At 54.4% G+C, this 26473-nt stretch carries 22 protein-coding genes and 2 pseudogenes; 8 read left to right on the top strand and 16 right to left on the bottom strand.

Annotated elements, in window-relative coordinates; translation table 11 throughout:
• The first annotated feature begins 229 nt into the window (after nucleotides 1–229).
• The 5 genes and pseudogenes from surA (at nucleotide 230) to apaH (ending at nucleotide 4610) form a co-directional block, all read left to right on the top strand.
• Nucleotides 230–1522, top strand: coding sequence for a peptidylprolyl isomerase SurA (surA, locus tag O1Q98_RS14465; protein ID WP_125260686.1), 1293 nt, complete (start codon nucleotides 230–232; stop codon nucleotides 1520–1522).
• Nucleotides 1522–2557 (top strand): annotated as a pseudogene (pdxA, locus tag O1Q98_RS14460) (4-hydroxythreonine-4-phosphate dehydrogenase PdxA). Before surA ends, pdxA begins: the two are co-directional and overlap by 1 nt.
• Nucleotides 2550–3368, top strand: coding sequence for a 16S rRNA (adenine(1518)-N(6)/adenine(1519)-N(6))-dimethyltransferase RsmA (gene rsmA / locus O1Q98_RS14455; RefSeq protein WP_125260688.1), 819 nt, complete (start codon nucleotides 2550–2552; stop codon nucleotides 3366–3368). The pseudogene pdxA and the gene rsmA overlap by 8 nt, the downstream one beginning before the upstream one ends.
• 15 nt (nucleotides 3369–3383) lie before the next feature.
• The gene (apaG, locus tag O1Q98_RS14450) at nucleotides 3384–3761 is read left to right on the top strand and encodes a Co2+/Mg2+ efflux protein ApaG (protein WP_125260689.1); all 378 of its coding nucleotides are present in this window, start codon (nucleotides 3384–3386) and stop codon (nucleotides 3759–3761) included.
• A 6-nt stretch (nucleotides 3762–3767) separates the two neighbouring features.
• Nucleotides 3768–4610: a bis(5'-nucleosyl)-tetraphosphatase (symmetrical) ApaH gene (apaH, locus tag O1Q98_RS14445; RefSeq protein ID WP_125260690.1), complete on the top strand. Its 843-nt coding sequence runs from the start codon at nucleotides 3768–3770 to the stop codon at nucleotides 4608–4610.
• A 42-nt stretch (nucleotides 4611–4652) separates the two neighbouring features.
• Here apaH and O1Q98_RS14440 read toward each other — a convergent pair whose 3' ends face one another.
• The 4 genes from O1Q98_RS14440 to O1Q98_RS14425 form a co-directional block, all read right to left on the bottom strand.
• Nucleotides 4653–6545, bottom strand: coding sequence for a PhoX family protein (locus O1Q98_RS14440; protein WP_125260691.1), 1893 nt, complete (start codon nucleotides 6543–6545; stop codon nucleotides 4653–4655).
• Nucleotides 6546–6758: 213 nt separating this feature from the next.
• On the bottom strand, nucleotides 6759–7241 hold the full coding sequence (gene folA, locus O1Q98_RS14435) for a type 3 dihydrofolate reductase (protein ID WP_125260692.1): 483 nt from the start codon (nucleotides 7239–7241) through the stop codon (nucleotides 6759–6761).
• Nucleotides 7242–7355: 114 nt separating this feature from the next.
• A complete protein-coding gene (locus tag O1Q98_RS14430; protein ID WP_125260693.1) occupies nucleotides 7356–7826 on the bottom strand; it encodes a threonine/serine exporter in 471 nt (156 codons plus the stop codon).
• Entirely contained in the window at nucleotides 7811–8593 is a 783-nt protein-coding gene (locus O1Q98_RS14425) for a threonine/serine exporter family protein (protein WP_125260694.1), read from the bottom strand. Before O1Q98_RS14425 ends, O1Q98_RS14430 begins: the two co-directional genes overlap by 16 nt.
• A 177-nt stretch (nucleotides 8594–8770) precedes the next feature.
• Between O1Q98_RS14425 and O1Q98_RS14420 the strand changes: the two genes are divergently transcribed.
• Nucleotides 8771–9385, top strand: coding sequence for a LysE family translocator (locus O1Q98_RS14420; RefSeq protein WP_125260695.1), 615 nt, complete (start codon nucleotides 8771–8773; stop codon nucleotides 9383–9385).
• A 122-nt stretch (nucleotides 9386–9507) separates the two neighbouring features.
• Here the strand turns inward: O1Q98_RS14420 and carB are convergent, their stop codons facing one another.
• Together carB and carA are read right to left on the bottom strand one after the other, a co-directional pair.
• Nucleotides 9508–12732: a carbamoyl-phosphate synthase large subunit gene (carB, locus tag O1Q98_RS14415; RefSeq protein WP_125260696.1), complete on the bottom strand. Its 3225-nt coding sequence runs from the start codon at nucleotides 12730–12732 to the stop codon at nucleotides 9508–9510.
• An 87-nt stretch (nucleotides 12733–12819) separates the two neighbouring features.
• The gene (gene carA / locus O1Q98_RS14410; protein ID WP_125260697.1) at nucleotides 12820–13965 is read right to left on the bottom strand and encodes a glutamine-hydrolyzing carbamoyl-phosphate synthase small subunit; all 1146 of its coding nucleotides are present in this window, start codon (nucleotides 13963–13965) and stop codon (nucleotides 12820–12822) included.
• Between the two features lie 244 nt (nucleotides 13966–14209).
• Between carA and O1Q98_RS14405 the strand changes: the two genes are divergently transcribed.
• Nucleotides 14210–14383: a hypothetical protein gene (locus O1Q98_RS14405; RefSeq protein WP_164513033.1), complete on the top strand. Its 174-nt coding sequence runs from the start codon at nucleotides 14210–14212 to the stop codon at nucleotides 14381–14383.
• Nucleotides 14384–14419: 36 nt separating this feature from the next.
• Here the strand turns inward: O1Q98_RS14405 and dapB are convergent, their stop codons facing one another.
• From dapB to ribF, 7 genes are all read right to left on the bottom strand, one after another.
• Nucleotides 14420–15241, bottom strand: coding sequence for a 4-hydroxy-tetrahydrodipicolinate reductase (gene dapB, locus O1Q98_RS14400; RefSeq protein ID WP_125260698.1), 822 nt, complete (start codon nucleotides 15239–15241; stop codon nucleotides 14420–14422).
• Nucleotides 15242–15389: 148 nt separating this feature from the next.
• Nucleotides 15390–16307, bottom strand: a complete 918-nt coding sequence (gene rihC / locus O1Q98_RS14395; RefSeq protein ID WP_125260699.1) for a ribonucleoside hydrolase RihC — start codon at nucleotides 16305–16307, stop codon at nucleotides 15390–15392.
• 116 nt (nucleotides 16308–16423) lie between these two features.
• Nucleotides 16424–17374: a 4-hydroxy-3-methylbut-2-enyl diphosphate reductase gene (gene ispH, locus O1Q98_RS14390; protein ID WP_125260700.1), complete on the bottom strand. Its 951-nt coding sequence runs from the start codon at nucleotides 17372–17374 to the stop codon at nucleotides 16424–16426.
• Entirely contained in the window at nucleotides 17371–17829 is a 459-nt protein-coding gene (gene fkpB / locus O1Q98_RS14385) for an FKBP-type peptidyl-prolyl cis-trans isomerase (RefSeq protein WP_125260701.1), read from the bottom strand. The genes ispH and fkpB overlap by 4 nt, the downstream gene beginning before the upstream one ends.
• Before the next feature lie 3 nt (nucleotides 17830–17832).
• Nucleotides 17833–18342, bottom strand: a complete 510-nt coding sequence (gene lspA / locus O1Q98_RS14380; protein WP_125260702.1) for a signal peptidase II — start codon at nucleotides 18340–18342, stop codon at nucleotides 17833–17835.
• Nucleotides 18342–21167, bottom strand: a complete 2826-nt coding sequence (ileS, locus tag O1Q98_RS14375) for an isoleucine--tRNA ligase (protein WP_125260703.1) — start codon at nucleotides 21165–21167, stop codon at nucleotides 18342–18344. The genes lspA and ileS overlap by 1 nt, the downstream gene beginning before the upstream one ends.
• Nucleotides 21168–21201: 34 nt before the next feature.
• Entirely contained in the window at nucleotides 21202–22143 is a 942-nt protein-coding gene (ribF, locus tag O1Q98_RS14370) for a bifunctional riboflavin kinase/FAD synthetase (RefSeq protein ID WP_125260704.1), read from the bottom strand.
• 408 nt (nucleotides 22144–22551) lie between these two features.
• Between ribF and rpsT the strand changes: the two genes are divergently transcribed.
• A complete protein-coding gene (gene rpsT / locus O1Q98_RS14365; RefSeq protein ID WP_125260705.1) occupies nucleotides 22552–22815 on the top strand; it encodes a 30S ribosomal protein S20 in 264 nt (87 codons plus the stop codon).
• 66 nt (nucleotides 22816–22881) lie between these two features.
• Here rpsT and nhaR read toward each other — a convergent pair.
• The 3 genes and pseudogenes from nhaR to dnaJ form a co-directional block, all read right to left on the bottom strand.
• Nucleotides 22882–23773: pseudogene (gene nhaR, locus O1Q98_RS14360) on the bottom strand (transcriptional activator NhaR).
• 27 nt (nucleotides 23774–23800) lie between these two features.
• Nucleotides 23801–24976, bottom strand: a complete 1176-nt coding sequence (gene nhaA, locus O1Q98_RS14355; RefSeq protein ID WP_125260707.1) for a Na+/H+ antiporter NhaA — start codon at nucleotides 24974–24976, stop codon at nucleotides 23801–23803.
• 320 nt (nucleotides 24977–25296) lie between these two features.
• Entirely contained in the window at nucleotides 25297–26430 is a 1134-nt protein-coding gene (dnaJ, locus tag O1Q98_RS14350; RefSeq protein WP_125260708.1) for a molecular chaperone DnaJ, read from the bottom strand.
• Between the last annotated feature and the right edge of the window lie 43 nt (nucleotides 26431–26473).

Below are 26473 nucleotides of genomic sequence, written 5' to 3'. Positions count from 1 at the left end.
GGCGTCTAACTAACCGGTAGCTATAAGTAACCTGTAGCAATAAAGAACCTGGCGTAGCAGAGCGTGTTTGGTCATCGGTTTACACGCGCTCTGGGGCCAAAAACCTTGGCATACACGGTAGCTGAACGTTTTTGGCCCGTATGGGTTTAACTGGCAGCGAACCCAGCCTTTGATGGGATAGGTTCTCAACATTTAACCCGCTCTGGCGGATGATATTAACGGGAAAGGTATGAAGAACTGGAGAGCGCTTGTTCTGGGGCTGGCACTGAGTGCCAATATGGCAGTTGCGGCACCGCAGGAGATAAATAAAATCGCCGCCGTGGTCGATAACAGTGTCGTGCTGGAAAGCGATATCAATAGCCTGCTGCAATCCGTGAAAATGAATGCGCAGGAAGCCGGCCAGCAACTGCCGGATGACAGCACGCTCCGCCACCAAATTCTGGAACGCCTGATCATGGATAACATCATCATGCAGATGGCGCAGAAGATGGGCGTGCAGATTTCCGACGAGCAACTGGATCGCTCTATCACCAATATCGCGGCGCAAAACCGCATGAGTCTTGATCAATTACGCGGTCGGCTGGCCAATGAAGGCGTCAATTTTGACACCTATCGCAACCAGATTCGCAAAGATATGACCATCGCTGAAGTGCGTAACAGCGAAGTGCGCCGTCGCGTTACCGTTCTGCCGCAAGAGGTGGACTCTCTCGCCCAACAGCTCGCAAGCCAGGGGGCGAATGGCCCTGAAGTTAACCTCAGCCAGATTCTGATCCCGCTTGCGGAAAACCCGACGCAAGATCAGGTTGATAAAGCCGAGTCATTGGCAAACCGGCTGGTAAAAGACGCCACGCAAGGGGCCGATTTTGGCAAACTGGCGATTACCTACTCCGCCGATCCGCAGGCCTTAAAAGGCGGCCAGATGGGATGGGGGCGTCCACAAGAGTTACCATCGCTGTTTGCCGAACGTCTCTCTAGCCCGCGTAAAGGCCAGATAATCGGGCCAATCCGCTCAGGCGTCGGTTTCCATATTTTGCGTGTCAATGACACCCGTGGCGGCGATCAGGCGGTTTCGGTGACAGAGATGCACGCACGCCACATCCTGCTGCGTACCTCGGTGGTGATGAATGATGCCCAGGCTCGCGCCAGGCTTGAAGACGTCGCCAGCCAAATTCGTAGCGGCAAACTGAGCTTTGCTGCGGCCGCCAAACAGTTATCACAAGACCCCGGCACCGCCAATCAGGGCGGCGACCTGGGATGGGCCTCACCGGATATGTACGACCCGGCATTCCGCGATGCGCTGACCCAACTGCAAAAAGGCGAACTCAGTGCGCCGGTTCACTCCTCTTTCGGTTGGCACTTGATTCAATTGCTGGATTCTCGTCAGGTCGATAAAACCGACGCAACGCAAAAAGAGCGCGCATATCGCATGCTGTTTAACCGTAAATTTGCTGAAGAAGCCCAGACCTGGATGCAGGAAAAACGTGCCGCAGCCTACGTGAAAATCATTAGTGGTCAGAACTGATGCAAACTGAAAAGCCGCAATCCGGCAGCGCCCCGATAGCCCACACTGGCGTTGCCAGAATCGTTATCACGCCCGGCGAACCCGCCGGGATTGGCCCCGACCTGATTGTTGCGCTGGCCCAGCAAGACTGGCCTGTGGAACTGGTGGTGTGCGCGGATGCGGCGTTACTGCAAACGCGCGCGCAGGCATTGCAACTGCCGCTGCAATGGCGCGAATATCAGCCGTCGCAGCCGGCACAACCCCAGCAAGCCGGTACGCTGACGCTGCTGCCGGTGCCGCTCCACGCGCCAGTTGTCGCAGGCCAGTTAGACGTTGCCAACGCCCGCTATGTGGTCGAAACGCTGGCACGCGCCTGCGATGGCTGCTTGCAGGGGGAATTTGCCGCTCTCGTCACCGGCCCGGTGCAGTAAAGGCATTATTAATGATGCCGGTATCGCATTTTCCGGCCATACCGAGTTTTTCGCCGATCGCAGCCACTGCCAGCGAGTGGTGATGATGCTGGCAACCGAAGAGCTGCGTGTAGCTCTGGCCACCACCCACCTGCCGCTCAAAGCCGTTTCAGATGCGATCACCCGCGACAGCCTGCATGAAGTGATCGCGATTTTGCATCACGACTTGCAGCAAAAATTCGGTATTTCGCAGCCGGTTATCTACGTCTGCGGGCTCAATCCACATGCCGGAGAAGGCGGGCATATGGGGCGCGAGGAGTTGGATGTGATTATCCCGGCGCTCGATGAGCTGCGTCAGGCTGGGATTCAGCTTGTCGGCCCGCTTCCGGCCGATACCTTGTTTCAGCCCAAGTATCTCGACCACGCCGACGCCGTGTTGGCGATGTATCACGATCAGGGCTTGCCCGTACTGAAATATCAGGGCTTTGGCCGGGCTGTTAATATTACTCTGGGGCTACCGTTCATCCGTACCTCCGTTGACCACGGCACCGCGCTGGAACTGGCCGCCAGCGGTCAGGCCGACTCAGGCAGTCTGCGTACTGCCTTACATCTCGCTATTGATATGACGACTAACTGTAATGAATAACCGCGTCCACCAAGGCCACTTCGCGCGTAAGCGTTTTGGTCAAAATTTTCTTAACGATCACTTTGTCATCGACAGCATCGTTAGCGCCATCCACCCACTGCCGGATCAAGCTATCGTAGAGATAGGCCCGGGTTTAGGCGCATTAACCGTGCCGGTTGGCGATCGCATGGATCGTTTCACCGTGGTGGAGCTTGACCGCGATCTGGCCGCCCGTCTGGAAGTACACCCGACGCTGAAAGATAAGCTCACCATCATCCAACAGGATGCGATGACCGTCGATTTCGCCGCTCTGTCGCAACAGGCGGGACAACCGCTGCGGGTTTTTGGTAATCTTCCGTATAATATTTCGACACCGCTGATGTTCCACCTGTTCAGCTATACTCACGCCATTCGCGATATGCACTTTATGTTGCAAAAAGAGGTGGTGAACCGCCTGGTCGCAGGCCCGAACAGTAAAGCCTATGGCCGTCTGAGCGTGATGGCGCAGTATTATTGTCAGGTGATCCCGGTGCTGGAAGTGCCGCCAACGGCTTTCAAACCCGCGCCCAAAGTCGACTCAGCGGTAGTCAGACTGGTGCCGTACACCACCTCGCCATATCCGGCGGTGGATACGCGCGTATTAAGTCGGATAACGACCGAGGCGTTTAATCAGCGCCGGAAAACGTTGCGCAACAGCCTGGGGAATGTGTTCACTCCCGAGCAACTCATCGCGCTGGAAGTAGACCCGAATAGCCGGGCAGAGAACGTCACGATTATGCAATATTGTCGGCTGGCCGAATGGCTGACCGCACACCCCACATCGCAGGAATAAGCTGGAGTTGTCGTCATGATGAATGCGCCCCGAGTTTGCATACAGGTTCAGAGCTTCTATGTCGAAGCGCAATCCCAGCCAGAGGAAGCGCGCTTTGTCTTTGCCTATACCATTACTATCCGCAATCTGGGGCGTCATGACGTCAAACTGCTTAACCGCTACTGGCTTATTACTAACGGTAACGGTAAACAGACCGAAGTCCAGGGCGAAGGCGTTATCGGCCTTCAGCCCGTTATCAACCCCGGTAGCGAATTCCAATATACCAGCGGCGCGATTCTGGAAACCCCAATGGGCACCATGGAAGGCTATTACCAGATGATTGACCATCAGGGCGAAACATTTCAGGCCCCTATTAGCGTATTTCGCCTGGCGATCCCCTCACTGATACATTAAACGATTATGGCTACCTATCTTATTGGCGATGTTCACGGCTGCGCCGTCGAACTCAAGGCGCTATTGGCTCAAATTGGCTTTAACCCTGACGATGACACGCTGTGGCTCACCGGCGATCTGGTCGCGCGCGGCCCCGACTCCGTCGAGGTGTTGCGCTATGTACGCTCACTGGGCGATGCGGTGCGTCTGGTGCTCGGCAACCACGATTTACACCTGTTAGCCGTCTATGCAGGTATCAGCCGTAATAAACCGAAAGATCGTTTAGATCCACTGCTCAACGCACCGGATGCGGACGAACTGATTAACTGGCTACGCCGCCAGCCGCTGCTTCAGGTCGATGAAGAGAAAAAGCTGGTGATGTCCCACGCCGGTATCACGCCGCAGTGGACACTGGAAACGGCAAAAATGTGCGCGCGCGAGGTAGAAGCTATCCTCAGCAGCGACAGCTACCCGCTGTTTCTCGATGCGATGTACGGCGATATGCCAAACCACTGGAGCCCGGAGCTCAGTGGGTTAGCCCGGTTACGCTTTAGCACCAATGTGTTTACCCGCATGCGTTATTGCTTCTCCGGCGGCCAGCTTGACATGCTGTGTAAAGAGGCACCATCACAGGCTCCGTCGCTACTTAAACCCTGGTTTTCGCTGGGTGGGCCGATTGCAGCCGAGTACGCGATTGCCTTCGGTCACTGGGCATCCCTGGAAGGCAAAGGCACGCCAGAAGGCATTTATGCACTGGATACCGGTTGTTGCTGGGGAGGAGCGCTGACTTGCCTGCGTTGGGAAGATAAACGCTATTTTTACCAACCTTCGCGACAAACACAGCTTAACAGCGGCAACATCGCGCTGTAATGTCACCGGCGCATGGCCGCCGGTGACAGTCACATCACGCCATTACGCGCCAATCACGCCGCCATCTTCACGGGTTATCATGATAACCGACGAGCGAGGCCGCACGCTGTTGCCAGGAAAATGCGAGTCGCCTTTCTCACCGGGGTGCTGCACGTTAACAAACAGCGTGCGGTAATCCGGCGTAAAGGCGATCCCGGTCAGCTCGCAGGATTTTGGGCCGACCATAAAACGGCGAATCTCGCCGCTGGTCGGGTCGCCCACCAGCATCTGATTATTCCCCTGGCCGACAAAATCACCGCTGTTGCTGTAGTTACCGTCTGTCAATATCCACAGGCGGCCATCCTTATCAAAGCCCAATCCATCGGGGCTGTTAAAGCTGTTTTCTGCGGTAATGTTTGGCGTACCGCGATTCACGCCCTCCGGGTGTGCCACCGGATTGCCGCACAAGGCGTACATATCCCAGTTAAACAGCGTTGCACTGGCATCGCCGCCTTCATCCCAGCGGATTATCTGGCCATAAATATTATTCGGACGCGGGTTGGCGGCATTGACCGGCATGCCCTCTTCACCGCGTTTACTGTTGTTTGTCAGCGTACAATAGGCCCGGCCATCATGCGGATTCACCGCTATCCACTCCGGCCTGTCCATGCGCGTGGCCTTCACCTGTGAGGCCGCTTTACGGGCAAAAATCAGCACCTCTGCCTGGCTGTGAAAACCGTTTTCCGGCGTCAATCCATTTTTGCCAAACTCCAGCGCAATCCAGCGCCCTTTGCCTTTTAGCGGTGTACCGGCTTCATCGGCATCGAACTGCGCAACATACAGCACGCCGTCATCCAGCAATGCGGCATTCGCCGCCGGGTTGCTGATATCAACCCGGCCTGCCGAGACATATTTATAGATAAACTCGCCGCGCTCATCATCCCCCATGTACACCACCAACTGGCCATTTTTAGCCACAGTCACAGCCGCGTTCTCATGCTTGAAGCGCCCCAACGCCGTGCGTTTTACCGGCACGGCATTCGGGTTCATCGGGTCGATTTCCACAATCCAGCCGTGGCGGTTAAATTCGTTCGGATGCGCGGCGACATCAAAGCGGTCATCAAAATCCACCCAGTTACGCTCAGGCTCTTTGACCTTCAATGAGTAACGTTTCTGCTCTGGCGTGGTTTGATAGTCCGCCTGACGGGTGCCGAAATAGGTATCAAAGTTCTCTTCACAGGTCAGGTACGTGCCCCACGGCGTCTTGCCATTCGCACAGTTGCCAAACGTTCCCAGCACCTGCATACCCTGTGGGTCGGCGGCGGTTTTCAACAGCGCATGGCCTGCCGCCGGGCCGCTAAAGCGCATCGGCGTATTGGCGGTAATACGGCGGTTATAGCGCGACGGGCGTTCAATCTCCCAACGTACTGAATCGGCGACACGCTTGACGGCGACAATCGACACACCGTGAGCGGCCTGAGATTTGCGCACATCGTCGAGGCTGACGGCTTTGGTGCCGCCGTGCGCAAACAGGTACTGCTCGTTGACATATTCGTTATTGATGGCCATCACGCCGTGGCGTTCATCAATCGGGAAAAAGCTCATGCCGTCGTTATTATCGCCAAACTGTTTTTCCTGATCGGCGGCGCTGCTCTTGCCTTCAGGATGAAAAGCCGGTGCCCCTTCGAGTAACGGCTCTCCCCAGGAGATCAGCACCTCGGCACGGTAGCCGGACGTAATCACGATGTTATCTTCCGTCGAGGTGGCGATGCCCTTAAAACCGAGTAACGGGCTGGAAGGCGTATTGCCGTTGGCCGCCTTGGTCACGCCGGGGAAAAAACCGATACCTCCGCCGAGAAACCCTGCCAGCCCCAGTGCTCCGGCATGGCCTAACAGTTTGCGGCGGGCAGGATCCATCAGGTGCGCGTCATGATTAAGGTGAGTGTTGTCAGTCATAGTCGGCTACGTCCTTTGCATGGTTCATTCAGGCGAGGTCACACACCTCACCACGAGGCAGGAATGACGACCGATGCTACGCAATAAATATGACCAAACGTTTACACCAGGATACAGACAAGAAACAAAAACCAATAATCAGCAACAATAGCCGGAGATAGCGAGGATAAAAAAACCCGCCGATGGCGGGTCGAGGTGAGCAAAGCGAAGGCACTAGCGACGTTCAAGAATCTCGAAACAGTAGCAGTGCGAGTTGTGTTCATCGGCATCGTGGAATTCGCTGAAGCTTGATACCCACTCATCCGGCTCATAGTCCGGGAAATGGGTATCGCCTTCGACTTCAGCATCAATGTGAGTCAGATAAAGCCGGGTGGCACGCGGCAACATCTGCTGATACACATGACCGCCGCCGATCACCATGACTTCCTCAACCTCTCCGGCGGCGGCCAGCGCAGCCTCCAGCGAATCCGCCCAAGTGACGCGATCGTCATCGCCGGGCTGGCGACTCACCACAATGTTCAACCGGCCAGGCAGCGGCTTGCCGATAGACTGGTATGTCTTGCGCCCCATGATAACGGGCTTATTGAGGGTGTTGCGCTTAAACCACGCTAAATCGGCGGGCAAATGCCACGGCATGGCATTTTCCATACCGATCACACGATCTACTGCCAGTGCGGCAATCAAACTAATCACCATGGTAAAACCCTACAAGCTACGAAATGGGTGTCACTATACGTAAAGGCTGTGGAGGCGTCGATATCATAACCGGGCCCACAGCCAATATTTAAGAGAACACCGAATACCTGTGAATTATACGCCGGGACGTTTACGGTAAATCCAGATACCGGGTAACGACAAACCGATAGACAGTGCCCCCACAATGAAGCTGGCCTTCAAAAAGTTGGTGATGAGCGTCTGCATCAGCGCTTCGCTGTAACCCTGATGGGAGAGCTGTACCACGGAAATCATCGCGGTGTAGGCAGAAATACCGGGAAACATCGGGATAACAGCCGCAACGGTGAACACCTTCGGATGGGCCAAAAACCAGCGTGACCAGCGAATACCGATAATCCCCACCATAATCGAGGCCACAAATGTTGCCCATTCAACCGGCACGCCAAAGCGAATCAACAAAAAGCGCGCACCGTGCCCCAGGCCGCCAAGCAACGCGCAGTACGGTAACGCGCGCATCGGTACATTGAACACCATAGCAAACCCTACCGCAGGGACTGCCGCCAGCAGCATGTCCTGAATCAACGCGCCAATCAGTTCAATGACCATCCGTGAAGCCCCCATAGCGTCATCGCCGTTACCACACCAATGCAGGTTGCCAGAGTCAGCAGGCTCGCCATCGTCCAGCGCGCCAGCCCGGTATTGATATGGCCTTTAAACATATCCGCCACCGCATTAATCAACGGAAAACCAGGCACCAGCAGCAATACGCTGGCCGCCATCGCCACGGAGGAGCTCTGTTCCAGACCGGGAACCCGCATCAGCAGGCCGGATGCGGAGGTGGCGACAAAAGCGGTAATACAGAAATTAATCAATGGATTGAGATGACGAGCCGTGAGTACCTGACGGACATACATCGCCATGCCGCTGGCTATCAACGTCACCAGAAACGCATCCCAGCCACCGCCGTTCAAGCGGCTAAAGCAACCACACGACAGTGCCACCATCGTCACCATCAACCAGCGCGGATAGCGTAACGGCTTGATATGGCTAAAGCGTTTCGCCACGCCATCCACATCCAACAGCTTATGCTCGGCCATGATCACGACACGCTGCACTTCCGTCACCACATGCATGTTGATGCCGCGATCGACATTTTTACGCGTCGATGTCAGGCAATGCCCCTGCATGATGGTGGTCAGGACAATCGAATTCGCCGAGATAGAGCCCTCAACACTATCCATCCCTAATGCAACGCCAAGGCGTGATGCCAATTGTTCAACCAGTGTACTTTCCGCACCATGCTGTAACAGCAACAGCGCACATTGAATACATAACCGGGTAATATCCCGTTGCTGTGTTGTTTCACATACCATGTTACATCCCTACTGTCTGCCCAAATATAACCACTATTACTGTGGCTTTTATAAGTTTATTAACACGTAAAACGGGTGATGGATAGCGTGGAAAAATGAATAGTGCGAAAAAATTTCACTGACGGTATTATGCCCACCTTTTTCCGCCAGATCTTTGATTGCCACACATAATCCATCATGCTTGAGACCTCTTTATTTGTCGCCACCATCGCTGCGCTGGGGATGATTTCTCCCGGCCCGGACTTCTTTCTGGTTATCAAAAACGCGGTGCGTTATCCGCGTATCGCCGCCATGATGACTGTTCTCGGCGTTATCGCAGGCGTTGCTACCCATATGGCCTACTGTGTCGCGGGGCTGGCCGTGGTTATCACCACCACACCTTGGTTATTCAGCCTGCTGAAATACGTCGGCGCGGCCTACCTTATCTGGCTTGGCCTACAGGCATTGTGCGCTCGCGGCGGCAGCCAGCTCTCCCTTTCCGGCATCCGTAGCCAGCACGTCGGGCTGTGGAAAGCCTTCATGCAGGGCTATCTGTGTAACCTGCTCAATCCCAAGGCCACGCTGTTCTTTCTGGCGGTATTTACTCAGGTACTGAACCTTGATTCCAGCCTCGGTGAAAAGCTGTGGTACGCCGGAATCATTCTCGGCCTGACGCTTATCTGGTGGCCGCTGCTGGTGGTACTGATTCAAAGTGAAGCAGTGCGGCAAGGGTTATCCAAGGCGCAAAAATTGCTCGATAAATTGCTGGGCGGCGTCCTGATAACGCTTGGCATCAAAGTCGCCCTGAGCTGATCGCTCCTGCCTGGATAGTCTGGCCTGCGCCATCGACCACCTCGCCATACACCAACCTGAAGATGAAAAAAAACCGGTCAGCAACTGGCCGGTTTACGTTTCTGATAACTCACGGTAACGCTTTAGCCATTCAGACGCGCATGCATTTCCTGCACCGAAATAACCTGCTCGGTCGGATCGGCATTGAGCGACATCGCGGTGGCAAAACCGCCGTTCATGGTGGTGTCGTAATGCACTTTATATTGCAGTGCGCTGCGGCGAATCAGTTTGGAATCTTCAATCGCCTGACGACCTGCCGTGGTATTGACGATGTAGGTGTACTCGCCATTCTTGATGCGATCCTGAATGTGCGGGCGGCCTTCGTGCACTTTGTTCACCAGGCGCGGGTTAATTCCAGCCTCACCCAACACCACCGCAGTACCGTGGGTCGCATCCAGCTCAAAGCCGTGTTTAAGCAGTTTCGCAGCCAAATCCACCACCCGCGCTTTATCGCCTTCACGCACCGACAACAGCGCACGCCCGGTTTTCTTCATCGGCGAGTTGCTGCCCAGCATCGCTTTGGCAAAGGCTTCAGCGAAGGTACGGCCCACGCCCATCACTTCACCGGTCGAGCGCATTTCCGGCCCAAGAATCGGGTCAACGCCGGGGAATTTATTGAACGGCAGCACCACTTCCTTGACGGAGTAGTACGGCGGGATCACCTCTTTGGTGACGCCCTGCTGCGCCAGCGTTTGTCCCACCATCACGCGGGCGGCCACTTTCGCCAGCGGCACACCGGTCGCTTTGGAAACAAACGGCACGGTACGGGCCGCACGCGGGTTCACCTCAATCAGGTACACTTCGTTGTTTTTCACCGCGAACTGCACATTCATCAGGCCACGCACGGCAAGCTCGAACGCCAGTTTTTCTACCTGCTGGCGCATCACATCCTGAATTTCTTTGCTCAGGGTGTAGGCAGGCAGTGAACACGCGGAGTCACCGGAGTGAACCCCCGCCTGCTCGATGTGCTCCATAATGCCGCCAATCAGCACGCGCTCACCGTCGCAAATGGCGTCCACGTCCACTTCTACAGCATCATCCAGGAAGCGGTCTAACAGTACCGGCGCATCGTTGGAAACGCTGACGGCGGTCTGGAAGTAACGGCGTAAATCCACTTCGTCATACACGATTTCCATCGCGCGGCCACCCAGTACGTAAGACGGGCGCACCACCAGCGGATAACCGATGTTAACGGCTTTTTCCACCGCCTGGTCGATGGTGCTGACCGTGGCGTTAGCCGGTTGCTTCAGGCCAAGGCGGTTAACCGCCTGCTGGAAGCGCTCGCGGTCTTCGGCGCGGTCGATGGCATCCGGGCTGGTGCCAATCACCGGCACACCGGCGGCTTCAAGCTGGCGCGCCAGTTTCAATGGCGTCTGGCCGCCATACTGCACGATAACGCCCTTCGGCTGCTCGATACGCACAATCTCCAGCACGTCTTCCAGCGTGACCGGCTCAAAGTAGAGACGATCGGAGGTGTCGTAATCGGTGGAGACGGTTTCCGGGTTACAGTTGACCATGATGGTTTCATAACCATCTTCACGCAGCGCCAGCGCCGCATGCACGCAGCAATAGTCGAACTCGATGCCCTGGCCGATACGGTTCGGCCCGCCGCCCAGCACCATTATCTTGTCGCGATCCTGATTCGGGTTGGCTTCGCACTCCTCATCATAGGTGGAGTACATATAGGCGGTGTCGGTAGCAAATTCCGCCGCACAGGTATCCACGCGCTTATACACCGGGTGCAGATTGTATTTCTGGCGCAGTTTGCGGATTTCGCTCTCAGAAACCCCTGCCAGTTTTGCCAGACGCGCATCGGCAAAGCCCTTACGCTTCAGTAACCGCAGGAATTCCGGCGTCAGGCCATTCGCCCCTTGTTCAGCCACCTGCTCTTCCAGGCGCACCAGTTCTTCGATTTGCACCAGGAACCAGCGGTCGATGTTGGTCAGGTTGAACACGCCGTCAACCGACATCCCGGCACGGAATGCATCGGCCAGATACCAGATACGATCGCCGCCGGCATCTTTCAGTTCACGGCGGATCTTGGTCAGCGCTTCCGGGTCATCCAGACTCACTTTCGGATCGAAACCGGTCGCGCCCACTTCCAGGCCACGCAGCGCTTTTTGCAGCGACTCCTGCTGGGTACGGCCAATGGCCATCACTTCACCTACCGACTTCATCTGTGTGGTCAGACGATCGTTAGCACCGGCGAATTTTTCAAAGTTAAAGCGCGGGATCTTGGTGACAACATAGTCGATGGACGGCTCAAACGACGCCGGAGTACGCCCGCCGGTAATGTCGTTCATCAGCTCATCGAGCGTGTAACCCACTGCCAGTTTGGCGGCAATTTTGGCAATCGGGAAGCCGGTGGCTTTGGAGGCCAGCGCCGAGGAGCGCGACACGCGCGGGTTCATCTCGATAACGATCAGACGCCCGGTTTTCGGGTTGACCGCAAACTGCACGTTAGAACCGCCGGTTTCCACGCCGATTTCACGCAGTACCGCCATCGAAGCGTTACGCATGATTTGATACTCTTTGTCCGTCAGCGTCTGTGCCGGAGCGACAGTGATGGAGTCACCGGTGTGAATGCCCATCGCATCAAAGTTTTCAATCGAGCAGACGATGATGCAGTTGTCATTCTTATCCCGCACCACTTCCATTTCATACTCTTTCCAGCCGATCAGCGATTCGTCGATCAGCAGTTCCTTGGTCGGCGACAAATCCAGGCCACGGGTACAAATTTCTTCAAACTCTTCGCGGTTATACGCGATGCCGCCACCGGTGCCGCCCATGGTGAAGGACGGGCGAATAATGCAGGGATAGCCCACATCCGCCGCAACAGCCAACGCCTCGTCCATGGTGTGTGCAATACCGGAACGCGCGGTTTCCAGGCCGATTTTCTTCATCGCGATGTCGAAACGGCGGCGATCTTCCGCTTTATCAATGGCATCCGCAGTGGCACCAATCATGGTGACGTCAAACTCCGCCAGCACGCCCTGCCGCTCCAGCTCCAGCGCGCAGTTCAGCGCCGTCTGGCCACCCATGGTCGGCAGCACCGCATCCGGGCGCTCTTTTTCGATAATTTTACGCACTACTTCCCAGTGAATCGGCTCGATGTAGGTGGCATCAGCCATTTCCGGGTCGGTCATGATGGTGGCGGGGTTAGAGTTCACCAGAATGACGCGGTAGCCTTCTTCACGCAGCGCCTTACACGCCTGAGCACCGGAATAGTCAAACTCACATGCCTGACCGATAACAATCGGGCCGGCACCGAGGATCAGGATACTTTTTATGTCTGTACGTTTTGGCATTTCTCGCTCCTGCGAACCCGTTTACTCACCGCTGCCCGGGCGCTATCGCCCTGTTCGTTTCCCGCAGCGTGACTAAACGAGCGCTGATTATTTGGTGTTACGGTAAGACTCAATCAGTTCGATGAAGTGATCAAACAGCGGTGCGGCATCGTGCGGGCCGGGGCTCGCTTCCGGGTGCCCCTGAAAACTGAACGCAGCTTTATCGGTGCGGTGAATCCCCTGCAACGAACCGTCGAACAGCGATTTGTGCGTCGCGCGCAGCGTGGCGGGCAGCGATGTTTCATCGACCGCAAAGCCATGGTTTTGGGCGGTTATCATCACGCGGTTGCCATCCAAATCTTTCACCGGATGGTTGCCACCGTGGTGGCCGAATTTCATCTTGACGGTTTGCGCGCCGCTGGCGAGCGCCAGCAACTGGTGGCCCAGACAGATACCAAACACCGGAATATCGGTTTCCAGAAACGCTTTGATAGCCTCAATCGCGTAATCGCACGGTGCCGGGTCGCCGGGGCCATTGGAGAGGAAAATACCGTCCGGGTTGAGTTTCAGTACCTCATCAGCCGGGGTTTGCGCTGGCACAACCGTCAGGCGGCAGCCACGATCCACCAGCATACGCAGGATGTTGCGCTTCACGCCGTAGTCATAGGCCACCACATGATACGGCAGTTCGCTCTCGTCTTTTGCTGCGGGCAATTCCCCTTCCAGCGTCCAACTGCCCTGTAACCAGGTATAGGGTGATTGTGTCGTCACCTCTTTGGCAAGATCCATCCCCTTAAGGCCAGGAAACACCTTGGCTTTTTCCAGCGCCAGCGCTGCATCCGGCGCATCACCGGCAATAATGCAACCGTTCTGCGCACCTTTTTCACGCAGCAGCCGTGTCAGCTTACGGGTGTCGATATCCGCAATCGCCACAATGTTGTTGCGTTTGAGGTAATCAGACAGGCTTTCTTCGCTGCGGTAATTGCTGGCAATCAGCGGTAAATCACGGATAACCAACCCTTGAGCATGAACGGCGGGAGATTCTTCATCGGCTTTGTTGGCACCGACATTGCCAATATGAGGATAGGTAAGAGTAACAATCTGGCGGGAATAGGAAGGATCAGTGAGGATTTCTTGATAACCGGTCATCGACGTATTGAAGACCACTTCCCCCACTGCCGCTCCCTCTGCCCCAATGGCCCGACCGTGGAATTGGGTTCCGTCTTCCAGAACCAACAGCGCTGACTTAATCAAAACACCCTCCGAGGAATAAAAAATCACGTTATTTGCATATTAATTCAGTTTGAAACGCTAAATCAATGCAAAAACCACCTGTAAGGCAAATTTTTGGCAAATTGCGCGCATTTTAATGATGCCCCCGCCCGTTGTCCACTTAAAGCAACATTTTTTTGGGTATTTTATGGCTTCAGAGAGGAATCATCATTCTCAGCGATAAAAACATACGTCAACTAAGAAAAGTAAACGGTTGCTAACCATAATGAACAACAAAGTGGTGAAAATCACCGCAAACCTGACTTGCGCAGCAATAAGCACACAAAGAAAACGAGAAAAACACAGAGAAAACAACAATAAAAAGCAATCTAATAAACAAAACCCAATAAGAAGCCTGTTTTTTACAAAAAAAATGGCACAAAATAATGTGCCATTTTAAATCAATGGATTAAATAAAGCCTCTTTTTAATAGGCATCATAAATCATTTAATCCAAGTACATCTCTCATATCAAAAAGACCCTGATTATGCGCACTTAACCACAATGCCGACCTGACAGCGCCATTTGCAAACGTCATACGGCTTGAGGCTTTATGAGTTATCTCAATGCGCTCGCCGATATCGGCAAACATGGCGGTGTGCTCGCCGACGATATCGCCTGCACGCACAGTGGCAAAGCCGATGCTTTTAGGGTCGCGCTCGCCGGTATGCCCCTCACGGGCATAGACCGCACAATCCTTCAAATCGCGCCCCAACGCGCCAGCTATCGCCTCACCCATTGCCAACGCCGTGCCTGATGGCGCATCCACTTTATGGCGGTGATGGGCTTCAATGATTTCGATATCGGTATACTCCCCCATCACTTTCGCTGCCTTTTCCAGTAGCTTCAGTAACACGTTTACGCCAACGCTAAAGTTCGCGGCAAACACGATACCGATATCAGCCGAGGCCTGCTGGATAGCCGCTTTTCCTTCATCGTCAAACCCGGTTGTCCCAATCACCATGCCTTTACCGTGCTGGCGACAAAAAGCCAGATGGTTGAGCGTCCCCTCCGGGCGGGTAAAATCGATAAATACGTCGAAATCATCGACCACGGCGTCCAGCGCGCTGTGAACCACAACGCCTGTTTTTGCCACGCCCGCCAGTTCCCCGGCATCACAGCCAATCAGGGATGAGCCTTCTCGTTCCAGCGCGGCGCCCAGCACCACGCCCTCCAGCTGTAACGCTGCCTGAATCAACTGCCGCCCCATGCGGCCACCCGCACCGGCGATAGCGACGCGAACCTGTGCATCACGCATATTCATACTCTTTATCTGTTAATGAGTGAGAAAATCTTCTCAGGTTAACCAGCCCGGCACCGGGCTGCCAGCCGAAAATCCGCATAATTAGAAATTTACGACAGCAGCGGTGCAATATCAGTAAACGCCATAAGGCAAACAGGCCGAATCAAGGCAGAGATGCCATCATCTCAGACACCCAGCGGCGGAACCCTGCCACATCCAGCGCAATAGCAACCTGCGCATTCGCCGGCCTGTGCAGACGATTATCCAGATCCACCACCGTTGCTCCGGCGGTGAATTCTCCCTGCGTCTCAACCGTGACAAAACAGCGCTGTAGCGTAAATAACTGCGGTTTCACCAGCCAGGCTATCGCGCACAAATCATGCATGCACAGGCCACCGGTCATACTGGCGCTGCGATAATGATGAAACAGCGCATGTAACATCGCACCGGAGCGGTTAAGCGCAGGCAGGGTCACTAAATAGTCTGGCGTGAGTACCGCCTTGAGCGTCACATCCAGCCCGCACATCACAATATCAATACCGCTTTCAAACACGCGCCGTGCCGCTTCGGGGTCAACCGAGATATTAAATTCGGCACTGGGGGTCACATTGCCGCGACCACAGGAGCCGCCCATCATCACCAGCCGCTCAATGCGCGAGCGGCAATCAGGGTAGTGCATCAGCAGCAGCGCAATGTTGGTCAGCGGGCCAATGGTGACGAGCGTAACCGGCCTGTCGCTGTTGCAGAGGGATTGATAGATTGCCTGGAACGCAGGTTGACTCAGCGCCTGACGGCTCGGCGGCGCAAAAGGGTAGCCAGCCAATCCTGACTCACCATGCACATCAGCGGCGCTCGACAATGGCCGTAACAACGGAGCGGCGGCACCGGCGGCAACGGGGACTGTCGCTTGCCAGAAATCCAGCAGTTGCAGCGCATTACGCGTCGTTTTATCGACGGTGACATTGCCTGCCACCGTGGTCAGTAAACGTAACTCCAGCTCAGGGCAAAACAGCGCAGCGGCGATAGCCACTGCATCATCAATGCCAGGGTCGGTATCCAGAATTATCGCCAGCGGGGACATATCGTTCTCCAAAAAAATGCCAGACGATCTACACCGTCTGGCATCTTTTATGATGATGGTCATGATAATGGGGTAATGATGAGATAAAAACGCCGCCGCTGCGTATCGCTTCAGCGTTATTCCACTTCACGCACGTCTACACGCAGCTCTTTCGGCACTTCGAACACAATATTCTCTTCGCGCCCTTCCATCTCAAAAGCCACATCACCACCGAGACTCTGCAAGCGTTTAATCACTTGCTGTACCAGAATATCGGGAGCGGAAGCGCCAGCGGTCACGCCGACACAGCCTGCATCTTTTACCCAGTGTTCCTGAATATCCTCTGCCGAATCAATCAGGAAAGACGGTTTACCCACACGCTGTGACAACTCCGCCAGACGGTTGGAATTGGAAGAATTTTTTGAACCGACCACCAGCACCACATCAGCCTGCGCCGCCAGATTACGCACGGCTTCCTGCCGGTTAGTGGTGGCATAACAGATGTCATCTTTGCGCGGGCCAATAATCAGCGGGAAACGCGATCGCAGGGCATCAATCACCGCCGAGGTATCATCTACCGATAACGTGGTCTGCGTCATGAAACAGAGGTTGGACTCGTCCTTCACCTTCAGTTTCCAGACATCATCAGGCCCCTCAACCAGATACATACCGCCATTGGGGTTATTGTACTGACCCATGGTGCCTTCCACTTCAGGGTGCCCGGCGTGGCCGATAAGAATCGCCTCCGTTCCTTTCCGGCTGGCGCGCGCCACTTCCATATGCACCTTAGTCACCAGCGGGCAAGTCGCATCGAATACCGTTAAATCACGGCTTTTCGCTTCCGCTCTGACCGCCTGAGATACGCCATGTGCCGAGAAAATCAGAATAGCGCCATCCGGCACCTCTTCGATTTGCTCAATAAAAATCGCACCGCGCTCACGGAGTCCATCCACAACATAGCGGTTATGCACCACCTCATGACGGACATAAATCGGCGCGCCATACACTTCCAGCGCCCGTTCCACAATACTGATGGCGCGATCGACCCCGGCGCAAAACCCACGAGGGTTAGCCAGCAGGATTTTCATGCGTCACCTCCATCGGCAGGGGGATGAATCTCCAGCGCTTCAATATCAAAGGTAATGGTATGGCCCGCCAGCGGGTGATTAAAATCGACCGTGACAGATTCTTCGGCCACTTCACGAATAATGCCAGGCATATCATTACCCGCCATGCCGCTAAACAGCATGATGGTGCCCACATCGGGCACCCCGGTTTGCGCAAAATCACGGCGCAGAAAGAACTGGATAAGATCCGGGTTAGCCGGGCCAAACGCAGATTCTGGCGGCAAGCTAAACTGACGCCGTTCACCTACCGTCAACCCGAGCAGCGCCGCCTCAAGCCCAACGGACAAGCTACCGTCGCCAAGCCTGAACATCGCCGGCTTGCCGTTGTCACGGGTCGCTTCAGCGACAGAACCGTCTTCCAGCGTCAGCGTGAAATGCACCAGCACACTACAGCCCTGAGTGACAGATAACGACATCGATTATTTACCTTCCAGTTGCTTTTTTTGTGGCGAGGCCAAAAACCCCTCCAGCACAATCAGCATCGCACCAATAACAATAGCGGTATCCGCCAGATTGAACGTCGGGTAATGCCAGTCGCCGATAAAAAAGTCCATAAAATCGATGACATAGCCGTGAACCAGTCTGTCCGTCAAATTACCAATCGCCCCGCCGATAATCAGCGAATAGGCAATATTGTTCAGTTTCTGCGATGCGCTGGAGCGGTACATCATCGCCAGTAACGCCACAATGATTGCCAGTGCAATGGCGGCAAACAGCCAGCGCTGCCAGCCACCCTTATCTGCGAGAAAACTAAACGCCGCACCATAGTTATGGGCGTAGGTAAAATTGAAGAACGGCATTAATGACAGTGATTCGCCCAGTTGAAAGTGGGTCATCACCCACTGTTTACTGCCCAAATCGACCACTAATACCAATGCAGCCAGCCACAGCCAGCGCAACCCCGTTGTTGCTCCAGTCGAGTTACTCATCAGACAAATTTACGCTCTTCGCCGTTGCCGCCAATATTGGTCGCGCAGCGACCACACACCTCAGAATGCGCCGAGTGGCTGCCAATATCCGTTTCGTAATGCCAGCAACGCGGACACTTCTCTCCTTCAGCCTTGCTCAGGGCGATTTTCAATCCTGACAACTCACTCTGCTGGGCATCAGCCGGTGCATCGGCGTAATGCTCCAGGCGCGCTTTGGACGTCAGCAGGGCAAAATGCAGTTCGTCTTGCAGGCCACTGAGCGCAGCAAACAGCGCGTCGTCAGCGTACAGGGTGACGGAAGCTTCAAGAGAACCACCAACGCGTTTATCGTTACGCGCCTGCTCAATCACTTTGTTGACCTCGCCGCGCACTTTTAATATTTCAGCCCAGTACGCATCGTTCATGGATTCGTTATCTGCCAGACCGAACAGCCCGTCATACCACTCTTCGGTAAAGACAAACTGAGCGCGTTCGCCCGGCAAATATGCCCAGATTTCATCGGCGGTAAACGACATGATAGGAGCCATCCAACGCACCAGCGCTTCAGCGATGTGATAGAGCGCAGTCTGGCAGCTACGGCGTGCCACGCTATCGCTCTTCGCGGTGTATTGGCGATCTTTGATGATATCGAGATAGAACGACCCCATCTCAATCGAGCAGAACTGCATCAGGCGTTGCACCACACGGTGGAAATCATAGCTCTCATAAGCGTCAACAATTTCCTGCTGCGCAGCCTTGGCACATCCCACCGCCCAGCGATCCAGCACCACCATATCTTGTGGCTTCACGCTATGCTGCGCCGGGTCAAACCCATTCAGGCTCGCCAACAGGAAACGGGCAGTATTGCGGATGCGGCGGTACGCGTCGGCAGAACGTTTTAAGATCTCATCAGAAACGGCAATTTCACCGGAATAATCGGTAGAACCGATCCAAAGGCGCAGAATATCCGCCCCCAGTTTATCCATCACATCCTGTGGGCTCACCGTATTACCGATAGACTTCGACATCTTGCGGCCCTGACCATCTACGGTAAAACCGTGCGTCAACACCTGACGGTACGGCGCTTTGCCGTTGATCGCCGTCGAAATCATCAATGAGGACATAAACCAGCCGCGATGCTGGTCAGAGCCTTCCAGATACATGTCTGCCGCATGGCCGCCAAATTCAGGACGCACATCCACCACAGAGGCATGCGTTGAGCCGGAATCGAACCACACATCAAGCGTATCCGGCACTTTCTCATAGTGTTCGGCGTCCGCACCCAGCAGATCGGCTGGGTTCAGATCCCACCATGCCTGAATGCCGTCTTGCTCAACACGCACGGCTACCGCTTCAATCAGTTCAGCGGTGCGCGGATGCAATTCCTGCGTTTCTTTATGCACGAACAGCGACATCGGCACACCCCAGGTACGCTGGCGGGAAATACACCAGTCCGGGCGGTTAGCCACCATCGATTCAATGCGCGCCTGACCCCAGTCTGGAATCCACTGCACGCCTTTAATTTCTGACAGCGACTGCGCACGCAGCCCTTTTTGATCCATGCTGACAAACCACTGCGGCGTAGCGCGGAACAGAATCGGCGACTTGTGACGCCAGCAGCACGGGTAGCTGTGTTGCAGTTTTTCGTGATGCAGCAACGCGCCGCGTTCACGCAGCAGTTCGACTATCTTGTCGTTGGCCTTGAAGACAAACATGCCATCGAGACCCGGGAACGTCCCCGTCAGGTAGCAGCCGTTCGGCCCGACCGGATTAGCAATTTCCAACTGGTATTTCTGGCTGATGACATAGTCGTCCGGGCCGTGGCCACCGGCGGTGTGTACCGCACCGGTACCGGCATCCAGCGTGACGTGATCACCCAAAATAGCCGGGACATCGAAATCGAGGAACGGATGGCGGAAACGCAGCAATTCAAGCTCGCTGCCTTTTACCGCCTGACCCAGACGAGAAACGGCATCACTGCCCGTCACGCGCCTGACAACAGAGTCAGCCAGACCTTCGGCCACGATAATCGCTTTATCCGCTACCTGAATCAGTACGTAATCAAATTCGGCATTCAGTGAAATGGCGCGGTTAGCCGGTAATGTCCAGGGGGTGGTCGTCCAGATAACCAGAGCAACATCGCCATTAACGGCATCAGCGGTCAGGCCGAATTTCGCCAGCACAGCGGCGCGGTCAACCGCGTTGAACGCCACATCAATCGCCGGAGAGGTTTTGTCGTAATATTCAACTTCCGCTTCCGCCAAGGCTGAACCGCAGTCTGCACACCAGTGTACCGGCTTGGCACCTTTGTGCAGATGGCCGTTTTTGATAATACGGCCCAGTGCGCGAATAATATTGGCTTCGGTTTTAAAATCCATCGTCAGGTAGGGGCGATCCCAGTCACCCAGCACACCCAGACGGATGAAGTCTTTTTTCTGTCCGGCTACCTGCTCGGCCGCGTATTTGCGGCACTCTTCACGGAACTGTGCAGCGCTGACTTTTTCACCCGGCTTGCCCACCAACTGTTCTACTTTCAGTTCGATTGGCAGACCGTGGCAGTCCCAGCCCGGCACATACGGCGAGTCATAACCAGATAACCCTTTGGATTTAATAATAATATCTTTAAGGATTTTGTTAACCGAGTGACCAATGTGAATGTTGCCGTTCGCATAGGGCGGGCCATCATGCAGGATAAAGGTTTTTTTACCCTTCTTGGCGCTACGAATAATCCCGTACAGATCCTGCTCATACCAACGTTTCAGCATGTCAGGTTCACGCTTGGCCAAATCGCCACGCATCGGGAACCCTGTTTCCGGCAAATTCAGGGTAGTTTTATAGTCACTCATTCGTTTCTCGATTTCGTTTTCGGCTAGAGAAAAATTAAACCGGTGCCTTTAACCCAAAGAACTCACGGGCGGCCACCACATCGTTGGCGATTTGCTGCTTCAGCGCATCCAGCGAAGCAAACCGCTGCTCACTACGTAATTTCTTACTCATCACCACATCTATATGTTTGCCATATAGATCCAGCGTTATATCCAGTAAATGCACTTCCAGTTGCTGGCGTTTGTCTCCCGTCACCGTCGGGCGGGTGCCGATATTGGCAACGCCGGGCAGCGGCGCATCGCCCAAGCCAAGCACCTCAACGGCATACACACCGCTCACCGGTGACACCTGGCGTTTCAAAGGCAGGTTAGCCGTTGGAAACCCGATGGTGCGCCCCAGCTCATTGCCGTGTACCACCCGGCCTGAGATGCTGAACGGATGGCCCAGCAGTTCTCCGGCAAGCGCCAGATCATCATTTGCCAATGCCTCACGCACGGCGGTGCTGCTCACCCGTTTACCGCTGCGGCAAAATGTGGCGGTGCTGTACACCTCAAAGCCCAGCTCGGCCCCGGCTTTCTGTAATAGCAGGAAATCCCCTTCCCGACCAGCGCCGAAACGGAAGTCATCGCCCACCACCAGAAATTTCACGCCCAGCTTTTCTACCAACAGGCTGGAGATAAAGGTACTGGCATGATTGGCGGCAAAACTGGCGTCAAACGTAACGCACAGTACGTAATCCACACCGGCCTGCGCCAAATATTTTACTTTATCGCGCAGCCGGGTCAGCCGGGCCGGTGCTTTGCCTGTCGCGAACAGCTCCAGCGGCTGGGGTTCGAATATCATCACCATGACCGGCAGCCCGCGCGATTTCCCCTCCTGCCTGAGGCGTTCAAGCAGCGCCTGATGCCCGCGATGAACACCGTCAAAGTTACCAATAGTTAGCACACAGCCGTAATGGCAGGCCTGAAGATTGTGTATACCGCGAATTAGCTGCATAACTGGCTCAAAACAGTGGAAATCGGCGGATTATACCTTGTACAACGGGTAAGGTTAACCCGCGATTCATGCCTTTTGTTGCCCGCACACCGGATTTTAATCTGCCAACACGATGAGAAATTCTCATTCAGCACTGGCGAGCGTCGGGCAGCAGCCCCATGGCTTTCAGTCGCTAATCAAACGTTTGGCATACTGCGCCTGAGATAAGCAGGGTAAAGGGTGAATTTCTGATGTGAAAGGCTGTATTCCGGGCGCTTAAGCTGCTAAAATCCCGCGCCATCACAACGTAACTGGCGCTGACGTACAAACGGCGCTTATTTGCACAAATCCATTGACAAAAGAAGGCTAAAAGGGCATATTCCTCGGCCTTTGAATTGTCCTCGATAGAATATATTTGGGAGTTGTACCTTGGCTAATATCAAATCAGCTAAGAAACGCGCCGTACAGTCTGAGAAGCGTCGCAAGCACAACGCTAGCCGTCGCTCTATGATGCGTACTTTCATCAAGAAAGTGTATGCGGCTATCGCCACTGGCGATAAAGAAGCTGCGCAGAAAGCGTTTAATGACATGCAACCGATCGTGGATCGTCAGGCCAGCAAAGGTTTGATCCACAAAAACAAAGCTGCGCGTCATAAATCTAATCTGGCTGCACAGATCAGCGCGATGCAGTAATCACGGCAACGTGATAGCTCGCTAAAGAAACCGGCTCTGGCCGGTTTTTTTGTCTCCGCATTTTGCTCATGAGGTGAACAGAGAAGAGAAATCCTCATTGCATATCCGCTGTTACCGCCGGATGTTGAATCATGCGTTCAGCGAAAATCACATAATACTCCTCACTGATACCGTCCAAACGGCCAATTGCCTGAATATCCTCATGGGTTTGCATTGCACTGACATGCAACGATGGCGCGACAAAAATGGCATCATGATTCAATCCAAACGCCATCATCAATGCCGCATCATCAAATTCCCCCATCACATCAACCGACAGGTTTTGCTCGCTAATCCAGTTCAGTAATTTCCGGCCTAACATGGTACGGCGCGCCGGAATCAATAATTTACGCTGGGTCAGGCACGCAGGAAATGGCAAATCAGGCAGCGGTTTACGACAATAAAAACTCACCTCACACTCACCCAGCTTGCGAGAAAATAATCCAGCCTGCTGGCCTGAATCGACCGGGCAGTCGGATAAAATCATATCGAGCTTATGCTGACTGAGCTGCTCTAATAGCAGCTCATGCGTTGACTCAAAACAGCGTAAATGAATCGACGCCTGTTCATTCACCACCGACTCCAGCACCCGGCTCACCAGGCGTTTGGAAAGCGCATCCGCTACGCCAACGTCAAATAACAGGCTGGATTCTTTGCGATAATTAACGATATCCAGCATCTCCTGGCTTAACGTAAACATTTTATCGGCGTAGCGGAACACCAATTGCCCCAGCTCGGTTGGCTCCAGCCCTCGCCCTTTGCGCTTAAACAGATTGCCCTGTAAACGCCTCTCTAATCGTTTGATTTGCCCGGTCACGGTCTGCGGCGTCAGAAATAGCCGTTCAGCGGCTGTCGCCACTGAACCGGCTTTATACACGTGCCAGAAATAATAGAGATGGTTGTAGTTGATGTGCGACATTATCGCCCGCCCCGTAGACCATAAAGATTAACGCGCGCGCGCAGGCAATATCGAGCGCAATATAAAATAGCCCAGCACTGCCGTTACCAGAGACGTCAGCAAAATTGCCAGCTTGGCATAGAGAATGTCTTGCATGTCTGCTTCGCCAAATGCCAGTAGCGTAATGAAGATAGACATGGTAAAGCCGATACCGCACAACACGGATACCGCCATAATCTGTCGTAATGTCACGCCTGCGGGTAATTTGGCCAACCCTAAACGCACGACTAAGGCACTAAACAGCGAGACACCAATCGGTTTACCCAGCAACAGGCCGCTGGCTATACCCAACGTTAACGGCGAAACCAGGTGATTTAATGTCACGCCTTGCAGCGAAATACCCGCATTGGCAAACGCAAATAGCGGAATAATCAACAGTGCTATCCAGCTTTGTAAACCATGCTCCAACGTAACGGCCGGTGAGGGTTTTCCTGCCGGTGCGCGCAATGGGATAAAGAACCCGACAATCACGCCTGCAAGCGTGGCATGTACCCCAGACTTAAGAATAAACACCCACAGCACCGCCCCCACCAACAAGTAAACTGAAGTTTTCATCACCTGCTGGTAATTCATATACGCCAATAAAACAATGGCCGCCAGCGCGCCTGACAGCGCCAGCCAGTGCAGTTGCTGGGTATAAAACAGGGCAATAATCACAATAGCGCCCAAGTCATCAATAATCGCCAGCGCCAATAAAAAGACTTTCAAGCCAACGGGCACCCTTTTTCCCAGCAGCACTAAAATACCAACGGCAAAAGCAATATCCGTCGCGGTAGGAATCGCCCAGCCGGAACGCGTTTGCGCATCACTGGCGTTAAAGAGCAGGAAAAACAGTGCCGGAACCAGCATACCGCCGAAGGCCGCCAGCACGGGTAACATCGCCTGTTTACGGCTGGCTAATGCACCCATCACCAGCTCGCGCTTCACTTCCAGACCGACCATCAGAAAAAACAATGCCATCAGGCCATCATTAATCCATAGCAGCAGCGGCTTATTAATATGTAATGCGCCGATCCCCATCATAACCGGCGTATCCAAAAATGCCTGATACCACGGCAATGTGGCCGGATGATTGGCGATAGCCAGCGCCAGCAGCGTCGCGGCAATAAGAATAAGACCAGCGGCCGCCTCAAGGCCAATCAAATAACGAACGAGCTTTATCATTCTTCTTCTCCCTTACAGATAATGCATCAGGCGTGTACGCCATGCTGTCACAAGCGTGACCCATCACGACTCAAACCACGACTGCATGCAAACACCACCATAAAACCGTAATGGCATAACATCGCGTTCCTCAGCCATCGGGGTAGACAAGGTTAAGCCACCTCACCCATCGTTAAAAGTAGTTTTAAACGCACTGAATACACGAAAAAACCGATGCTTTAGCCAATACCCGCTTCTTATCGCCAAAAATAAAAAAACCGGCCGCTACATAGCGACCGGTTTTCACACGCAACATTGACACGATTAACGAGTTAGGTCATCTAACGAGTTAGGTCATCAAAGAATTTTTTCACGCCATCGAAAAAGCTTTTAGAGCGCGGGCTGTTGCCTTCACCCGTAGGGCCGCCAAAGCTTTCCTGCAACTCTTGCAACAGTTGCTTCTGCCTGTCGCTCAGGTTCACCGGTGTCTCGACCACGACGCGGCACAGCAGGTCGCCCTGCACGCCACCGCGCACTGATTTCACGCCCTTGCCACGCATACGGAACAGCTTGCCGGTCTGGGTTTCTGCGGGCACTTTCAGCATCACCCGGCCATCAAGGGTTGGCACTTCGATTTCACCGCCTAATGCCGCCATGGCGAAGTTAATCGGCACTTCGCAATAGAGGTTATTGTCTTCACGCTGGAAGATGGGGTGTTCGCGTACCTGAACCTGTACGTACAAATCCCCTGCCGGAGCGCCAAACTCCCCGGCTTCTCCTTCGCCAGCCAGACGAATACGATCGCCGGTATCAACCCCTGCCGGGATCTTGACCGACAGCGTTTTACTTTTCTCGACACGACCGTGACCATGGCACTTGGTGCAAGGATCTTTGATGATTTTGCCGCGTCCATGGCAGTGCGGGCAGGTTTGCTGCACCGTGAAAAAGCCCTGACGCATCTGCACCTGACCATTGCCATGACACGTCGGGCACGTCACCGCATTGCTGCCAGGTTTAGCACCGCTGCCATGGCAAACATCACACTCTTGCAGCGTTGGAATACGAATTTCTTTGGTGACGCCGCGCACCGCTTCTTCGAGCGTCAACTCCATGGTGTAACGTAAATCAGCGCCGCGACTGGCGCGTTGACGACGACCGCCGCCAAAAATATCGCCAAACACGTCACCAAAAATGTCGCCAAAATCTGCCCCGCCGAAGCCACCGGCACCGCCGCCGCCCATGCCGCCTTGTTCAAATGCGGCGTGTCCATACTGGTCGTAAGCGGCACGTTTCTGAGCATCGGTCAAAATTTCATAGGCTTCTTTGACTTCTTTAAACTTCGCTTCGGCTTCTTTATCACCCGGATTACGATCGGGGTGATATTTCATCGCCAGCCGCTTATAAGCCTTTTTAATTTCGCGCTCATCTGCGCTTTTCGCAACGCCCAGAATTTCGTAGTAGTCTTGCTTCGCCATTATTTTTTCCTGCCCTCAACATGCGTGCACGGGCGCAGAGTTT

This window comes from Dickeya lacustris (assembly GCF_029635795.1).
GTDB lineage: Bacteria > Pseudomonadota > Gammaproteobacteria > Enterobacterales > Enterobacteriaceae > Dickeya > Dickeya lacustris.
This window is presented reverse-complemented; position numbering and strand designations above follow the sequence as displayed.

What these genes read in the sequence shown, in the direction of transcription:
- O1Q98_RS14430 (WP_125260693.1), bottom strand. Translation starts at nt 7,826, where the DNA reads ATGGTCATTGAACTGATTGGCGCGTTGATTCAGGACATGCTGCTGGCG.
- rsmA (WP_125260688.1), top strand. Translation starts at nt 2,550, where the DNA reads ATGAATAACCGCGTCCACCAAGGCCACTTCGCGCGTAAGCGTTTTGGT.
- ispH (WP_125260700.1), bottom strand. Translation starts at nt 17,374, where the DNA reads ATGAAAATCCTGCTGGCTAACCCTCGTGGGTTTTGCGCCGGGGTCGAT.
- O1Q98_RS14420 (WP_125260695.1), top strand. Translation starts at nt 8,771, where the DNA reads ATGCTTGAGACCTCTTTATTTGTCGCCACCATCGCTGCGCTGGGGATG.
- apaG (WP_125260689.1), top strand. Translation starts at nt 3,384, where the DNA reads ATGATGAATGCGCCCCGAGTTTGCATACAGGTTCAGAGCTTCTATGTC.
- dapB (WP_125260698.1), bottom strand. Translation starts at nt 15,241, where the DNA reads ATGCGTGATGCACAGGTTCGCGTCGCTATCGCCGGTGCGGGTGGCCGC.
- O1Q98_RS14425 (WP_125260694.1), bottom strand. Translation starts at nt 8,593, where the DNA reads ATGGTATGTGAAACAACACAGCAACGGGATATTACCCGGTTATGTATT.
- nhaA (WP_125260707.1), bottom strand. Translation starts at nt 24,976, where the DNA reads ATGATAAAGCTCGTTCGTTATTTGATTGGCCTTGAGGCGGCCGCTGGT.
- O1Q98_RS14440 (WP_125260691.1), bottom strand. Translation starts at nt 6,545, where the DNA reads ATGACTGACAACACTCACCTTAATCATGACGCGCACCTGATGGATCCT.
- dnaJ (WP_125260708.1), bottom strand. Translation starts at nt 26,430, where the DNA reads ATGGCGAAGCAAGACTACTACGAAATTCTGGGCGTTGCGAAAAGCGCA.
- apaH (WP_125260690.1), top strand. Translation starts at nt 3,768, where the DNA reads ATGGCTACCTATCTTATTGGCGATGTTCACGGCTGCGCCGTCGAACTC.
- fkpB (WP_125260701.1), bottom strand. Translation starts at nt 17,829, where the DNA reads ATGTCGTTATCTGTCACTCAGGGCTGTAGTGTGCTGGTGCATTTCACG.
- ileS (WP_125260703.1), bottom strand. Translation starts at nt 21,167, where the DNA reads ATGAGTGACTATAAAACTACCCTGAATTTGCCGGAAACAGGGTTCCCG.
- O1Q98_RS14405 (WP_164513033.1), top strand. Translation starts at nt 14,210, where the DNA reads ATGAACAACAAAGTGGTGAAAATCACCGCAAACCTGACTTGCGCAGCA.
- rihC (WP_125260699.1), bottom strand. Translation starts at nt 16,307, where the DNA reads ATGTCCCCGCTGGCGATAATTCTGGATACCGACCCTGGCATTGATGAT.
- carB (WP_125260696.1), bottom strand. Translation starts at nt 12,732, where the DNA reads ATGCCAAAACGTACAGACATAAAAAGTATCCTGATCCTCGGTGCCGGC.
- folA (WP_125260692.1), bottom strand. Translation starts at nt 7,241, where the DNA reads ATGGTGATTAGTTTGATTGCCGCACTGGCAGTAGATCGTGTGATCGGT.
- ribF (WP_125260704.1), bottom strand. Translation starts at nt 22,143, where the DNA reads ATGCAGCTAATTCGCGGTATACACAATCTTCAGGCCTGCCATTACGGC.
- lspA (WP_125260702.1), bottom strand. Translation starts at nt 18,342, where the DNA reads ATGAGTAACTCGACTGGAGCAACAACGGGGTTGCGCTGGCTGTGGCTG.
- surA (WP_125260686.1), top strand. Translation starts at nt 230, where the DNA reads ATGAAGAACTGGAGAGCGCTTGTTCTGGGGCTGGCACTGAGTGCCAAT.